Source organism: Spirosoma sp. KNUC1025 (assembly GCF_045160025.1).
Taxonomy (GTDB): Bacteria; Bacteroidota; Bacteroidia; order Cytophagales; family Spirosomataceae; genus Spirosoma.
Window position 1 is genome coordinate 772,150 of the sequence record NZ_CP087139.1, and the last position, 15,432, is coordinate 787,581.

The following is a 15,432-nucleotide window of genomic DNA, read 5'->3' on the forward strand; positions in this document are numbered from 1 at the left end:
GTGGTGGCACTCTTCTCATTGGGGATGAGGGTTGCCGCTATTGTTGTTCACCAGCAAATTTGAAAGGCTCACCGTCATCCCGGTGAGCCTTATTTTTTCAACCATTCCGAACAAGTACCAACACGTATTGCCCATGACTATCGATGTAAAAACCCCGACCTACCGCGTTGTCAGCCGCCATAAACGGATGCTGGCCGACATTATCACGCCCGTAAGCATCTATCTGCGCATCCGCGACCGCTTTTTGAACAGCATTCTGCTGGAAAGCTCCGATTATCACGGCAACGATAACAGCTTCTCGTACATCGCTTTCGACCCGGTTGCCCGGTTTTCGTATGATTCAAACCGATTGACCGTAAGAATGCCCGGTGCCGATGAACAGACAAATGACTTACCTGTGCAGCATATGCTGGAAGCACTGCAGCAATTTAAAGACAGCTTTCAGCACACCAAAGCCCCGTTTCCATTTATCACGAACGGCTTATTCGGCTATTTTGGCTTTCCATCGGTTCAGGGTTTCGAAGATATCACTCTTCATGCGCCCGTTCCACCCGAAAACCAGATTCCGGCAGCAGTTTTCACTGTTTATCGCTACGTACTGGCCATCAATCATTTCAAAGACGAACTCTATCTATTTGAACACAGCTACCTGCGCGATGGCGATACGGAGCCCGAAAGCACGCTCGACTACATCAGTGACCTGATTACGGGCCGAAACTATCCGGTTTACTCGTTCAGCCCGGCCGGTCCGGAAGAGTCAAATTTTACGGACGATGAGTTTCGGGGTGTTATCCAGAAAGGGAAAGATCATTGTCAGCGGGGCGACGTATTCCAGATTGTTCTATCCCGCCGGTTTTCGACCCCATTCGTAGGCGACGAGTTCAATGTATACCGGGCACTACGTTCGCTGAATCCGTCACCTTATCTGTTTTATTTCGACTACGGCAATTACAAGCTGTTTGGCTCCTCGCCCGAATCGCAGATCGTCGTAAAAAATCGGCAGGCTACCATCTATCCCATTGCCGGTACGTTCCGACGTACGGGCGACGACATTCACGATGCCGAACTGGCGCAGAAACTTTACGATGACCCAAAAGAATCGGCGGAACACGTAATGCTGGTCGATCTTGCCCGCAATGACCTCAGCCGTAACTGCGACGTAGTGAAAGTGGAGACTTTTAAAGAAGTGCAGTACTATTCACACGTTATCCACCTCGTTTCGAAAGTGGTTGGCGAGTTGACCGAGTCGGCTGACCCGCTACAGATTGTGGCCAAGACCTTCCCGGCGGGAACACTCTCAGGGGCGCCCAAACACATGGCGATGCAGCTGATCGACCGGTATGAAAATTTAAGCCGCAGTTTCTACTCCGGCAGTATTGGCTATATGGGTTTCGATGGCGAATTCAACCATGCTATTATGATTCGGACGTTTATGAGTAAAGACAATACGCTGTATTATCAGGCGGGGGCTGGCATCGTTGCCAAATCAGTAGTTGAGAGCGAATTGCAGGAAGTCCACAACAAGTTAGCCGCCCTACGAACAGCTATCGAACAAGCAAAATCAATTTAAAAAAAGGAGCAAGGAGGAAAGGGAATAAAGGGAGTAGGGTTTCTTTCTGCCAATTACATTCTCTCTCTTCTCCTTCCTCCCCTACTCCCCTTTTTATGAAACTTCTAGTCTTAGATAATTACGATTCATTCACCTACAACCTCGTTTATATTCTGCGGGAGTTAGGGGCACGACCGGATGTGATCCGCAATAACAAGATTACGTTAGAGGAAGTCGGCCAATACGATAAAATCATGCTTTCGCCCGGTCCGGGCATTCCGTCTGAAGCCGGTATTATGCAGGATTTGGTTCGGGAGTATGGGCCGGCCAAAAGCATTCTCGGTATTTGCCTCGGTCATCAGGGAATTGGTGAGGTGTACGGCGCCCAACTGGAAAATCTTGGCGACGTACTACACGGTATTGCGCACCGGGCAACCATTACCGACCGATCGGAACGGCTCTTCACCGACATTCCTGACGAACTGACCGTAGGTCGCTATCATTCCTGGACAGTTATACCCGAATCGATACCCGCAGACCTGCGTATCACAGCCGTGGACGAACAGGGCCGGGTGATGGGTTTAACACACACTCGTTTCGACGTAAAGGGGCTGCAATTTCATCCAGAGTCAGTATTGACGGAGAATGGCGTGAAAATGATAAAAAACTGGCTAAGTGATTGAGTGAATTTATGGACTGTTCCATTCAATTATTCGCTCATTCAATCACTCAATCATTGAACATGAAAGCTATTTTAAACCACCTTTTTGAATACAAACCCCTCACCAAAGATCAGGCTCGACAGGTTCTGTTAGGAATCGGCCGTGGAGAATATAACTCTTCACAGATTGCCTCATTCTTAACGGTTTACATGATGCGAAGCCTTCGACTGGAGGAGCTTGAAGGTTTTCGAGACGCTATGCTTGAACTGTGCCTGCCGGTTGATCTGGCGGCCTACGACCCGATGGACCTTTGTGGTACGGGTGGTGATGGCAAAGACACCTTTAATATCTCTACTCTATCGTCATTTGTTGTTGCCGGGGCCGGTCAACGGGTGGCCAAACACGGGAATCATGGCGTATCGTCGCTGGTGGGTTCGTCGACGGTAATGGAACGGCTAGGCTATACGTTCACCAACGATGTTGGCGAGTTGCAGCGCAAGATGGAAACGGCAGGTATTTGTTTTCTGCACGCCCCGTTGTTTCATCCGGCCATGAAAAACGTAGCGCCTATTCGGAAAGAATTAGGTGTAAAGACATTTTTTAATGTGTTAGGCCCTATGATTAATCCGGCAACCCCTCAAAAACAGCTTGTTGGGGTGTTTAGCCTTGAATTGGCGCGATTATATGCGTACCTTTATCAGCAAACCGATAAACGGTTTATGATCCTGCACGGGCTGGATGGCTACGACGAGATTTCCCTGACGGGAGCCTTCAAAGTCATTAGTAATCAGACCGAGCAAGTTCTGGAACCGGGGCAGTTGGGTTTTGATACGTTAACACCCGAATCGTTAGCGGGAGGCCATACGTTGGATGAGTCGGCGCAGATATTTCTGAACGTACTGAATGACGAAGCCACCCCCGCCCAGAAGCAGGCCGTTCTGGCAAACTCGGCAATGGCCCTGTTAGCCGCAGGAAAAGCCGAAACGCGCGAAGATGCCGTGGCACTGGCCCGCGAATCGCTGGAAAGCAAACGAGCGCTGGCATGTTTCAGGAAATTAATAATGTAAAATGGGCAGTTAGCCCGTTTAGCCGTCAGGCTGATTTTTGCACTTGATTTAGTTGGCCGTCAGGCTAAGCGGACTGTCAGTCCGTTATTACATACTATGACAATACTCGATCAAATTATTGCTCAAAAGCGAGTTGAAGTAGACCAGCGAAAAGCCGAAACGCCTGTATCGGTGCTGGAACAAATGCCTGACTTCAGGCGGATGCCACTCTCGGCCCGTGATGCTGTTCAGGACCTACATTCGACCGGTATTATTGCCGAATTCAAGCGAAAATCGCCATCCAAAGGGATCATAAACGATCAGGCCGACGTAGCCACAACTACACAGGGTTACGTGCGGGCCGGTGCGGCCGTGCTGTCGGTACTGACGGATGAGCCTTTTTTTGGGGGTACGCCCACTGATCTGCAAGCCGCCCGGCTGGCAAATCCCGGTACGCCAATTCTGCGGAAAGATTTTATCATCGATCAGTATCAGCTATTCGAAGCTAAAGCCTGGGGGGCTGATCTGGTATTGCTGATTGCGGCCTGTCTGACGCCCGAACAAATCGCAGAGCTTAGCCAGCAGGCACACGACCTGAGCTTACAGGTGCTGCTCGAAGTACACGATGAGGTAGAACTGGATCGAAGCCTGACTGTCAATGTTGATCTGGTAGGCGTTAATAACCGCAATCTGAAAACATTTACCACGTCTATCGATACGTCGTTACGTCTGGTCGAACGCATCCCCGATACGTTCGCCAAAATCACGGAAAGCGGGTTGCACGACGCCGATACAATGATGACGCTGTTCCGGGCCGGATTCGACGGTTTTCTGATCGGTGAAGCGTTTATGAAAACCGCTGACCCAGCCCAGGCACTTGCTACGTTAGTTTCTCAATACACCATCAACAATTCGTTATCCATTTAACTTGTACAGCCATGAAAATCAAAGTGTGCGGTCTGCGTGATGCTGACAACCTGAAAGAGATTGCCGCCCTTGGCCCTGACTTTGTTGGATTTATCTTCTACGAACAGTCACCCCGCTTTGTTGGCGAAGAGTTAGATGAAGAGGTTGTGAAAGCCTTACCCCGAACGATTCGAAAAGTAGGTGTATTTGTGAATGCAAGCCCCGACTATATTCTCCGGTCTGTTAAGAAATACGATTTTCAGTACGTTCAGCTACACGGCAACGAAACGCCGGAGTACTGCCGTAGTCTGCGAAACAGAGGAATTAGCCTGATTAAAGCGTTTCGGGTGGATGAGTCGTTCAATTTTTCAATGCTGAACAACTACAAAGCGCATTGCGACTTCTTTCTGTTTGATGCCAAAGGTGATCAGCCGGGTGGCAACGGCGTTACGTTCGACTGGAGCATCCTGAGCCGGTACGACAATGAAAAACCATTTTTCATCAGCGGTGGCATCGGTCTCGACAATCTGGATCAACTGGCTCAGCTGAAAGGAATGAAACTCTATGGCGTGGATGTGAACAGTCAGGTCGAAATCGAACCGGGTGTAAAAGACGTAGCAAAAGTGAAGGAGCTTATCGATCGCGTCCGGCCTGTAGAGGAGGAAGAAACGGTTTAACCGAACAGGCATCTTTCTGAAGCTACTTCTGTTAAACCATAACCAAACAACAGTACTCATGGAAACAACAAGCGAACGCGAGCTAGACCATATCCCAACGATTAAGGAAAAAGGCACAAATGTGTATAAACCTGAAGATATTAAACGATGGGGCGTAGAGCGATTTCTTGAGGTAGTTGCTCCAAAAGAGCCATTCCGATTCGGAATTGAGTTTACAGACGACGAAAATCGGCGTATGGACGAAGTTCTGGAAGAAGAAAGAAATCGTAAGTAAGGCTTGCACTTTGGAAACAGAAATAGACTTTTGAATACATTTGGGTAAAGTCTGCTTCTGGATACGTTAAGTTTACGCTGACAATTTAACCAGCGATGATTTACGACACTAATCTTCTGATTAATGTAATACGAAAAGGAATAACAACTTCTAGCCGATTAATTATTCCAATAGTAGTGGTAGGTGAACTAGAAGCCTTTGCTTTAAAATCCGATTGGGGCGTGCAAAAAGTAAATAGGATGAAGCACTTGTTCGCCATATATCCCGTCGCCGATATTACAATACCCATCACACGATTTTTTGCCCAGGTCGATGCGTATAGTCAAGGCAAGTTAAAAGACATTCCACTAGGCACTTCGGCTCGTAATATGGGGAAAAACGATCTTTGGATTGCGGCAACCGCTTTATACCTGGATTTGGAGCTTCACACGACAGATAATGATTTTGATCATTTAACCGCATTAGGCCTACGCTTGGTTAAGCACTAATTTTTATGCAGACTACTCTTGAACCACAAGCCTCGTTTGAGGTTACCGATAAAGGATTCTACGGCCATTTTGGTGGCGCCTTCATTCCGGAAATGCTTTACCCGAATGTTGAAGAGCTTCGGCAAAACTACCTGAAAATCATTGCCGATCCGGCGTTTCAGGCCAAGTTCTGGCAACTGCTCGAAGATTACGTCGGTCGCCCCACACCGCTGTTTCTGGCTAAGCGATTGTCGGAAAAAGTAGGCGCAACCATTTATCTCAAGCGAGAGGACCTTTGCCATACCGGCGCTCATAAAGTCAACAACACCATTGGGCAGATTCTGGTAGCTCAGCGGCTTGGCAAAAAGCGTATTGTGGCCGAAACAGGAGCGGGGCAACATGGTGTGGCTACGGCAACCGTCTGTGCGCTGATGGGTCTGGAATGCATCGTTTACATGGGCAGCATCGATATGGAACGGCAGAAGCCCAACGTCGACCGGATGCGGATGCTTGGCGCTACGGTCGTCCCTGCTACGTCGGGTAGTCAGACGCTGAAGGATGCTACGAATGAAGCCATGCGTCACTGGATCAACAATCCGGTTGATACGCATTACATTATCGGTTCGGTAGTTGGCCCTCACCCCTACCCGGATATGGTAGCGCGGTTTCAGTCGGTAATTTCGGAAGAGATCAAGAAGCAGCTGTTTGCGAAAACTGGGCGCGAAAATCCTGATTACGTAGTGGCTTGTGTGGGTGGAGGCAGCAATGCGGCCGGAACCTTTTTTCATTACCTCAACGAGCCATCGGTACGTTTAGTAGCCGCCGAAGCTGCGGGCCAGGGCGTCACATCGGGGCACTCAGCTGCGACAACAGCCCTTGGCAAACCGGGTGTACTGCACGGTAGCCGTACCATTCTGATGCAAACCGACGATGGGCAGGTTACCGAACCGTATTCCATTTCGGCTGGTCTGGATTACCCAGGTATCGGTCCGCTTCATGCCCACCTGTTTGAATCTGGTCGGGGCGACTTCTATGCCATCACCGACGACGAAGCGCTGCAGGCTGGCTTTCAGTTGAGTAAACTGGAAGGCATCATTCCTGCTCTTGAATCGGCTCACGCATTGGCAGCATTAGAGAAAATGAACCTCAAGCCGAGTGACGTAGTGGTCGTTTGCCTATCCGGGCGGGGCGATAAAGATTTAAGCACGTATTCAAAGCATTTGTAGTGTATCCATATGGGTTCAAGCCCGAGTATACTGTTATGACCTTAACCCAAAACCGCATTACAGACCTGTTCGAACAAAAAAACGAACGGTTATTAAATGTTTATTTTACCGCCGGATTTCCGCACCTCAGCGATACAATGACTGTGTTGCGCGGATTACAGGCGGCTGGCGTTGATCTGGTAGAGATCGGCATGCCCTATTCCGACCCGGTTGCCGATGGCGAAACCATTCAGCAGAGTAACGGGAAAGCCCTGGAAAACGGCATGTCCCTGAAAACCTTGTTTGACCAGTTGGCTGATTGCCGTAAAGACGCATCCGGCGAGCCGATAACGGTGCCAATTTTGCTGATGGGCTACATCAACCCGGTTCTGCAATTCGGCGTCAAAAAATTCTGTCAGAAATGTCAGGAAGTAGGCGTTGACGGGGTTATCCTGCCCGATTTGCCGCTGGATTTGTATCTGGATGAATACGCCACTACATTCCGTGAGTACAACATTCTTAATGTGCATCTGATTACACCCCAAACCTCGGAAAGCCGAATCCGGCATATTGACGACGAGTCGGAAGGATTCATTTATATGGTATCGTCGGCGAGTATCACGGGTTCAACAAAAGGCGTAAGTGCTTCGATGCGGGCGTACTACGAGCGAATTCAGGGTATGAATCTGCGGAACCCGCGTCTGATTGGATTTGGCATCAATGATCACGAAACGTTCGATACGGCCTGCCAATACGCCAATGGAGCCATTGTAGGCAGTGCTTTTATCCGGCATTTGGCCGAAAACGGTACGTCGGTAGAGAGCATTCGCGAGTTTGTGCAGTCGATTCGCGCCTAACGGCTTACCTTTGCGGCATGAATTCCGAGATTAATTTTGATAAGTCCCCCGACGGGCTTGTTCCCGCTGTGATTCAGGACGCCCAAACGGGTAAAGTGCTGATGCTGGGGTATATGAACCGAGCAGCGTACGATAAAACCGTTGCCGAACATATCGTGACGTTTTTCAGCCGTAGTAAACAACGGCTCTGGACAAAAGGCGAAACCTCCAACAATTTTCTGCACGTTCAGGAAATCATGGTCGACTGCGACGGCGATACGTTGCTGATCAAAACCAACCCCGCCGGGCCTGTATGCCATACGGGCGCTGACACCTGTTTTGATGAAATAAATAGAGGTAAAGGTCAGTTCCTCAATTATTTACAGGACATTATCCACGACCGAAGAGTTAATCCGTCTGATAAGTCCTATACGACCACGCTGTTTAACCGGGGCGTCAACAAAATTGCTCAAAAGGTGGGCGAAGAAGCCGTAGAACTGGTCATTGAAGCGAAAGACGACAACGACGACCTGTTTAAAGGCGAAGCGGCTGATTTGCTGTTTCATTTTCTGGTTCTGTTGGAACAGAAAAGAATGGATTTAGATGATATTGTTGCCGTATTACAGGCTCGTCACCAAAAACAATAGCATCTGGTTTCGGGTTTCAAGCCTAGACTTGCATCTGCCCCAGGGTAGATACTGACACATAAAACCATTCACTTTAAACATTATTCGAAAATGGGGCTGATTATTCGTATCCTTATTAGTGCCGTGGCCGTTTGGGTTGCTACGTATTTTATTCCAGGTGTTTCCGTCACAGGCGGGGCTGGTACGTATCTGATCGTTGCTATTGTACTGGGCTTTCTGAATGCCTTTGTTAAACCCATTCTAACCGTTCTGACCATACCGATTACGATTATTACCCTCGGGCTGTTTCTACTCGTTCTGAACGTACTGATGGTGTATCTTACCTCGTATCTAGTCCCTAATTTTCACGTGACAGGCTTTATTGCTGCCTTACTCTTTAGTATTCTGGTTTCGCTAGTAACCGCTCTCATCGATGCAATAGTCTGAAGAAGGGTAACAACAGAATTTATATCTATAGAATGCTATGACGTTGTGTTGTAGCATTTTTTTGTTTTTCACAGCCATCAAAACATACTCATCATGACTTTTATACAAACGCCCAACGCGCCTGTTCCGGGCGGGCACTATTCACAGGCTGTCGTTCATAACGGTCTGGTTTACGTATCTGGCATTTTACCGATTACGCCCGATGGTCAGAAACTGACGGGGACTGGTATCGCCGAACAGACGGAACAGATACTGACAAACCTCGATGCCATTCTTCAGGCTGCTGGCAGCAAACGCGACAAGGTGCTAAAAGTGAGCGTATTTATTTCTGATATTGGCGCCTGGGGAACCGTAAACCAGCTGTACATGCAATTTTTCGGCGATCACCGTCCAGCTCGTTCGGTAGTACCGGTTGGTCCACTACACTACGGCTTTGGCATTGAATTAGAAGCCATTGCTACGTTATAAAACGCGGGTAAGCTATCAATCTGGATGGCTTACCCGCGTTACACTATTTCACCTTAACCCGTTCACCCGTTGAGTGTGCCAAAAATTCGGGAGCATAGAAGCACTGCACCGTAGCAACACCCGCCGAAAAATCGCCCGTTTGCGCAACGCGCAGGTCATATTCAAACATATGTGTGCCAACCGGCAGAGAACTCATAAAGAAATCTGTACTGGCATCACGGGGTGATTCGTAATAACCGAGACCGTTCTGAAATTTATAACCCGATAACGCAGCTACCGGCTCAAATCCCGACGCCCGGCCATCTTTCAGATGAACATATTCCATCAGCCGATCCGTTTTCAGCACCAGGCGAACCTTGATCAGGTCGCCGGGCTTTAAGGACGTTTTGGACGTAACGGGTGTGATAATGGGTCCCCCCGGCGAATCATGCTGCACGTAGAGCGTTTTCTGAACAGATAAGCCTGCACTGCCCGGCATAACCCGGTCTAAAGGCTCGAAATGTTGCCAGTATAAGGCGCCCCAGGCGGGACCATCGCTTGTTTTTGTAACCTGAATGGCACCCATTTCCGGTTTAATTTCGGTGGATGCGTATGTCACTTTTTCGTAACCGGTAATAGCATCCGCTTTCGATACACGGCTTTCAATGGGCTTCCCGCCCAGGCTTACCTGCGTCGTTACGCCTGTACCGAGCCAGTCACTGCCCCGTAACAGCAATGCATAAACAGCCTCTGTAGTCGCTTTTGTTGATGACCACGACTGGGTTTGTTTCTGCCGCAATAACCAGCGTTTCATATCGTCGACCTCCGTTCTGACCGGGTTTATCTCATCGAACGCTTCAATGAGGTAAGCCTGCGTTTCTATTGGTGCCTGATACCAGTATAATCCGCTCGTGTTATCTGGCCAGTACGTTCCTAACTCCTCGTTCTTCCGTGCCCGCTCACGTAACGAAGCCAGAATACCATTCGCTGTTTTAGACTCGCCAAACCGGTTGAGCGCCATTGCCGAAAGGGCCTGCCCCTGTAAGCTCTGCTGCAGCCATTCGCTCATTACCCGCTGTTTCAGGTAAGTCAGAACGGCCTTATTAATTGGTTTATCGAGATAGAAACTACGGGCATAGAGGTATTGTGTAGCCGAAAAATACCACCCTGAGCTTCGCTTTTGCTTTGCTCCTAGTTTCTGCTGGTCTTCTACCCATTGCTTCATTTCGGCATCAACGTAACGGATGGCCTTGGCCTGCATGTCGCTCAGTTTCGCCTGTAACTCATCCGGGAAACGGACACCTAATTTCTGCAAATGTCCAAAACCGCTTAGAATATGCAATGTCATCGACAGATCAGCACTCATACCGCCAAACCACCGAAATCCGCCTTCTGGTGTTTGCAACTGCTGAAGTTTTTCACATGCCCGAAGCTGTTCACTTTCCATACGGTTGGCATCCAGAAGTTGTGCTAACCGTGCCTGCCGTTCGGTTTCAGAGCGGGCATCGGCCAGCCAGGGCGAATTTTCCAGTGAAACCGCTTTTAATTCTTCATTTGTCTGAAGCGGACTTTTCGTGGCCGGGTTTTTCTGCCATTCGTTGATTACCTGCCTGAACGCGGGCTTACTACCAACAATGTGCGCAGCCAGGCTATTGGCATATAACCGACTGAACAATTGCTCGGCACATTCGTATTGATATTCCATCAGATACGGCAGCGATTGCAGCGCGTACCAGCTCGGATTACTCGTTACTTCTACAGTCAGACGCTCATGCTGTACTGGCAGCTCTGGATTCAGATTCGTTAATGGCTTCAGCTTAAACTCTTTAGTGCCCTTTCCATTCACCCAAAACGGCTGCGAATCCGTCACCAGCATCCGGTTGGGTAACACAGGTACGGTAAATTCTTCGCCATCGGTAAACGTACCCGACTGCGCTGTCAGTCGACACGTAACGGTTTCAAGGCCCGCCGGAATAACAAGTGTCCAGCCAATTGCCTGCGCTTGACCAGCGGCTACAGAAACTGCCGTTTGTAACGCCGTATGTTTCAGTTTTTGATTGACAGGCTCACCCGTAAGCGCATCAATCAGCATGAGGCTTGCCACTACAGGTAATTCTTTACCGCTCAGGTTATTGATACGGGCCGTCACCCGGATGGTATCGCCTTCGCGCAGGAACCGGGGCGCATTGGCCGTAATCATCAATTCTTTTTGCGTAACAATTTCGCGTTCGAGTGTCCCCGTTTTCAGGTCTTTCGTGTGTGCGAACGCCAGCAGACGCCAGCGAGTCAGGGCTTCCGGCACCGTAAATTTCAAAATAACCCTACCCTGTTCGTCCGTTTTGAGTTGCGGCAGAAAGAAGGCCGTTTCGTTGAAATTCCGACGGAGATTTATCATCGGTGATTGATCGGGCTTGGGTTTAGCCTCACCCGCCGTTTCCTTTCTTCCTTCATAATTTAACGCAGCAACTTCGTTCGAGGCCATGGAAGCATCCTGCATGGGGGCAGCTGCCATTTCGCGGGCGGCTCCTTTAGCCATAGCAATGCCAGGTACTACTCCCCGTAATCGAATAGCAACATTATTTCGCCTGATACTCGCCAGTTGATCATACCGACGCGTTGGTAATGTGGGTTCGGGTTTATAAGTATAAAAAAGCGAATTACCAGACTTTATGCTAAAGCCACCCGACCGGAATCCGTAGAAAATAGGTGAATAGGGCTGATAAAGTGATGTGGGCCATTCCAGACGGTCGAAGATATCCAGCGAGGCATCGTAGAGCGTTGCAACCATTTCGGCGGGCACCTTGTCTAAACCGCTTACCGTCAAGGTCCATTCTTCGCGCTCACCGGGCTTAAGCTTCGAACGGAATGTTTTGGTTTCGATGGTCAGTTGCTTATTGGTAAATGGCACCATGATAATCTGCGATTTTTGATACAACCGGCCATTCTGAATCATAGTAAAATGCACAGCAAAACCACCACGCTGCTGTTCAGAAACCGGCAACGTAACACGACGTGGTTTCCCATCCGTTTTCAGCCATTCGTCCCGGACAAACTTATGGTTTTGCTCAATACGCATCAGTACCCAGCCCGGCTGATTATTTCCTACCCAGAAAACTGCTTCTTCACCCGGTTCAGCGGTAGTTTTACGAACCTGCAACCAGCCGTCTGGCCGCGCCGATGCCACCGGCTGTTTATCGTTCACAACGGCAAAAAAGGTCCGTTCTTTGGCCGTTTCACCCGCCGAATCGGTAATGGTCAGTTCGGCGACGTACTCACCGGGCGTATACCGATTCAGATCAGGCTTAACAAGCGTATCAGCCGGCGTTGTGATCGACAGTTGCTGAACAATATTGCCTTTTGGCCATGATCGGGGGTCGTTTTCGTTCGCATACAAATCATTGGGGAAAAGTTTTTCAAATTCTTCCCGACTCAACAATTGCCGATCCGGTCGACTCCATAGCCGATTGCGCAACGGACGCACGGGTGGTTTTAGCTGATAAATAGTCAATTGCCCTTTAGCGGCCACTTTCTCACCCGACTGATTGGTGACTTTTACCGGAAACGTAATCGGTTTATCGTTTTCTACCTCGGCCGGAATGGACAGACTAACCTGCAAAGCCGAGTAGCCGATACGTAGCGTTTGGGTTGTACTGCGCGTTTCGCCAGCCTTATCCGTTACGTCAACAGTTATATCAAAATCAAAAACCGGGTTATTCGCCCGCGCCTGGTCACGATCGGGTACGGTTGTAAACGTAATGTCAACGTTACCTTTCGAGTCGGTTTGCGACGTACCATTCGCGATTTCGGTCTGGGCTGTGTTGCGGGGCATATACCACCACTCCCAACGTGGACGAAGTTTGCGCACAACCCGGTAACGTACTTCAGCCCCTTCAACCACGGCGCCCGAAAAGGTTCTGGCTTCGGCCGAGAGCCGGACTGTCTGACCTAGCTTAAATGACTGCTTAATGGGCTTGGATTTAACCTCAAAGGTCGGACGTTTGTACTCTTCAACATGAATGCTCACACTTCCATCGTCGGTTTGCAAACTCATCACACCAGTAAGCCGCCCAACGGGAGCCGTGAAACTAGTCTGAAACGTACCGAATTCATTGGTTTTCAACGTTTGAGTTGCAATAACTTCGCCATTCTGATCCCGAAATTCAATGTCTACTTCTTCGTTGGGAACGACCGCAAACTGATTCGTTTTGCCCTCATAAACCAAACCTTTCACGTAGATTGGCTGACCAGGCCGGTAAATTGCCCGGTCGGTAAACAGCTTGGAGTATGTCTGGCTCGGGTCGGTATTTTCTCCGTTGTTAACCCGATAATAATACTGAGGCTCCGAAACGAGCGTATCGGCTCCAGACGTTATCAGGTACTGGAAGTTCGATTGGGTCGGCAATGCACTCGATGGTACAGTAATTCGTCCGTTCGCATCCGTCTGAAATGACCGACGTGGTTTCAATGCTCCTTCGATTACAGCGACCGATGCGCTTTTCTGCGGCTCACCACTTAGCCGGTTTGTTACCACTACAGTTTGTACCGATTCGCCGTTTTCAGCAGGTTGAATGAGGTATCCTAGTGCCGATACGGTAAAAGAGGCATACTGAACAGCTTCGTTTTTGTCACGAAACGTATCGTCGGTAGTCGTCAGCAACAGGTAGTGTCCTATGGCTAAGCCAGTGAATGGAATCTCTACGGAATGTTGGTTCAAATCCCCGTCATCAGGCACCGTAACGGCCTTCTCGACGATGTAAGCCCGGTTTAACCATTGGCTGAACCGCTTTTTTTCTGGTCATCGGTTCCTGTGTTGTCCCGATACGTTTGTAATTCCACTGTTGACAAGGGAATAATCCGGTATAAAACCTTTCGGACATTTTGATAGGTCACCAACGCCCGAAAAGGTTGCTGGGGTATGTTGATCTGTTCGATCTGAAACGAATAACTTGGCAGCAATAACCGATTCAGCAAGACGGCGGCCTGCTTGCCTGCCAGCGTTTGTGGAAATCGTTTTACTAGATCCCGGCAAATATCAGCAGCCCGTTTATGATTCCAGCGATTCGGTGTCGACGCTTCAGAGACAGGCTCATCACCATCATCAAGCGGCCGGACAGGAGCGCCATAATTCGTCAGAAATTCAGCTAATTGGTATGCATAAACGGCTTCCGTTGGCTGATTCTTGTATGCAGTGGCCTGATTTTCGAGAATCTTCCGATATAATGAATCGCGCTCGGGCAAAACACTATGCCGGTGCACAAACGCCAGTCGTAGTACGTCGGTATCTGCCAGTGCGTCGGGGGTTTTATCCGCACTATGAAAAGCCAGTAGTTGTTGATAAAGCAGCAACGCCTGATAACGGCCTGAAAGCGAATCGCGACTTTGAACAACCAGTTTGGTAAACACCTCTGGGGCCGCTAAATAAGTCGCCTGATCCAGCTCAAACCGGAAAACAGGCTTCAGCAAATCAGGTTCACTGTTCTGAAAGAATTCAATAGCCCGGTGAGCCAGCAGGTCGTAAAGCGTGGGGCGTAGTGGTCGCGCATCGGCATCGCCCCGGTCCAGTAGTACGTCATAAGCGGCAATGGGCGTTTTCTGCAACAACGCTTTCGACTGTACCGAAGCCAGATACGCTGACGTAACAGCTTCGATCAGGTGATGGGCATCCCAGGTCGAGAAATCAGCTGGATCGACCGCTTTATTCAATTCTGTCTTACCCGCCGTTTTGTCGACGGTTGCACGGTTGTAAAACTTATAGCGATTCTGCTGAAAATACTGCCAGTACACATCCGCCAGTACCGATTGTAGAACCGACTTAGCAGGTTCCGGCGTTTCGACAATATCTATCTGAAGCGAACGTACTAATTCTTTATACGCATCTTCATCGGAATAACTTCGAAAAATCATACGCGCCATAGCCGCTTTAGCTACCTGCGGATAATTTTTCTGAGTTTTTGCTTCCTTGTAAATTCGGCTGGCAATATCCAGCGCCGATTTTGGCAACCCTTTAGCTGCCAGCGAGTCAGCGCGTTTCCAGTCGCGGACGTAATCAGGCTGGGGCTTATTTTGAGCGGAAGCGGCCAAGGTCAATACGATAAAAAAAATGGTCAGAAGCGGATGCATAGCCTTTAGCGAAAACCAATCATTGGGATAGATGAATGGGAATGTGTTATTCCACAACGTTTGCCCTTATGACTCTTGTTTGCCAGGAAGGGTTTAATAGCCGCCCAAAAGTCCTTACAGCAATGGCCTTACCAAGACTTCTGCCTATTTACGCAGAAACACGCCAACGA

General features: G+C 49.2%; 14 protein-coding genes. 12 read left to right on the forward strand and 2 right to left on the reverse strand.

Annotated features, from left to right (window positions below):
• The first annotated feature begins 133 nt into the window (after window positions 1–133).
• From LN737_RS03350 to LN737_RS03405, 12 genes are all read left to right on the forward strand, one after another.
• Window positions 134–1,570, forward strand: a complete 1,437-nt coding sequence (locus tag LN737_RS03350) for an anthranilate synthase component I family protein (protein WP_405516213.1) — start codon at window positions 134–136, stop codon at window positions 1,568–1,570.
• A 95-nt stretch (window positions 1,571–1,665) separates the two neighbouring features.
• Window positions 1,666–2,232 carry an aminodeoxychorismate/anthranilate synthase component II gene (locus tag LN737_RS03355; protein ID WP_405516215.1) on the forward strand — a complete coding sequence of 189 codons (567 nt, stop codon included), beginning with the start codon at window positions 1,666–1,668 and terminating at the stop codon, window positions 2,230–2,232.
• Window positions 2,233–2,291: 59 nt separating this feature from the next.
• Window positions 2,292–3,278 carry an anthranilate phosphoribosyltransferase gene (trpD, locus tag LN737_RS03360; protein WP_405516217.1) on the forward strand — a complete coding sequence of 329 codons (987 nt, stop codon included), beginning with the start codon at window positions 2,292–2,294 and terminating at the stop codon, window positions 3,276–3,278.
• 96 nt (window positions 3,279–3,374) lie between these two features.
• A complete protein-coding gene (trpC, locus tag LN737_RS03365) occupies window positions 3,375–4,184 on the forward strand; it encodes an indole-3-glycerol phosphate synthase TrpC (RefSeq protein WP_405516219.1) in 810 nt (269 codons plus the stop codon).
• Window positions 4,185–4,195: 11 nt separating this feature from the next.
• Window positions 4,196–4,840, forward strand: a complete 645-nt coding sequence (locus LN737_RS03370) for a phosphoribosylanthranilate isomerase (protein ID WP_405516221.1) — start codon at window positions 4,196–4,198, stop codon at window positions 4,838–4,840.
• Between the two features lie 58 nt (window positions 4,841–4,898).
• On the forward strand, window positions 4,899–5,114 hold the full coding sequence (locus LN737_RS03375; protein WP_405516223.1) for a hypothetical protein: 216 nt from the start codon (window positions 4,899–4,901) through the stop codon (window positions 5,112–5,114).
• 95 nt (window positions 5,115–5,209) lie between these two features.
• A complete protein-coding gene (locus LN737_RS03380) occupies window positions 5,210–5,602 on the forward strand; it encodes a PIN domain-containing protein (protein WP_405516225.1) in 393 nt (130 codons plus the stop codon).
• A 5-nt stretch (window positions 5,603–5,607) separates the two neighbouring features.
• Window positions 5,608–6,807, forward strand: a complete 1,200-nt coding sequence (trpB, locus tag LN737_RS03385) for a tryptophan synthase subunit beta (RefSeq protein ID WP_405516227.1) — start codon at window positions 5,608–5,610, stop codon at window positions 6,805–6,807.
• 35 nt (window positions 6,808–6,842) lie between these two features.
• Complete coding sequence (gene trpA, locus LN737_RS03390) at window positions 6,843–7,643, forward strand: tryptophan synthase subunit alpha (RefSeq protein ID WP_405516229.1); 801 nt, start codon at window positions 6,843–6,845, stop codon at window positions 7,641–7,643.
• 17 nt (window positions 7,644–7,660) lie between these two features.
• A complete protein-coding gene (gene hisIE / locus LN737_RS03395; protein ID WP_405516231.1) occupies window positions 7,661–8,269 on the forward strand; it encodes a bifunctional phosphoribosyl-AMP cyclohydrolase/phosphoribosyl-ATP diphosphatase HisIE in 609 nt (202 codons plus the stop codon).
• Window positions 8,270–8,359: 90 nt separating this feature from the next.
• The gene (locus LN737_RS03400; protein ID WP_405516233.1) at window positions 8,360–8,695 is read left to right on the forward strand and encodes a phage holin family protein; all 336 of its coding nucleotides are present in this window, start codon (window positions 8,360–8,362) and stop codon (window positions 8,693–8,695) included.
• A 93-nt stretch (window positions 8,696–8,788) separates the two neighbouring features.
• On the forward strand, window positions 8,789–9,163 hold the full coding sequence (locus LN737_RS03405; protein WP_405516235.1) for a RidA family protein: 375 nt from the start codon (window positions 8,789–8,791) through the stop codon (window positions 9,161–9,163).
• A gap of 43 nt (window positions 9,164–9,206) precedes the next feature.
• Here LN737_RS03405 and LN737_RS03410 read toward each other — a convergent pair whose 3' ends face one another.
• Together LN737_RS03410 and LN737_RS03415 are read right to left on the reverse strand one after the other, a co-directional pair.
• Complete coding sequence (locus LN737_RS03410; protein WP_405516237.1) at window positions 9,207–13,856, reverse strand: alpha-2-macroglobulin; 4,650 nt, start codon at window positions 13,854–13,856, stop codon at window positions 9,207–9,209.
• A gap of 50 nt (window positions 13,857–13,906) precedes the next feature.
• Window positions 13,907–15,262, reverse strand: coding sequence for a hypothetical protein (locus LN737_RS03415; protein ID WP_405516239.1), 1,356 nt, complete (start codon window positions 15,260–15,262; stop codon window positions 13,907–13,909).
• Window positions 15,263–15,432 lie beyond the last annotated feature (170 nt).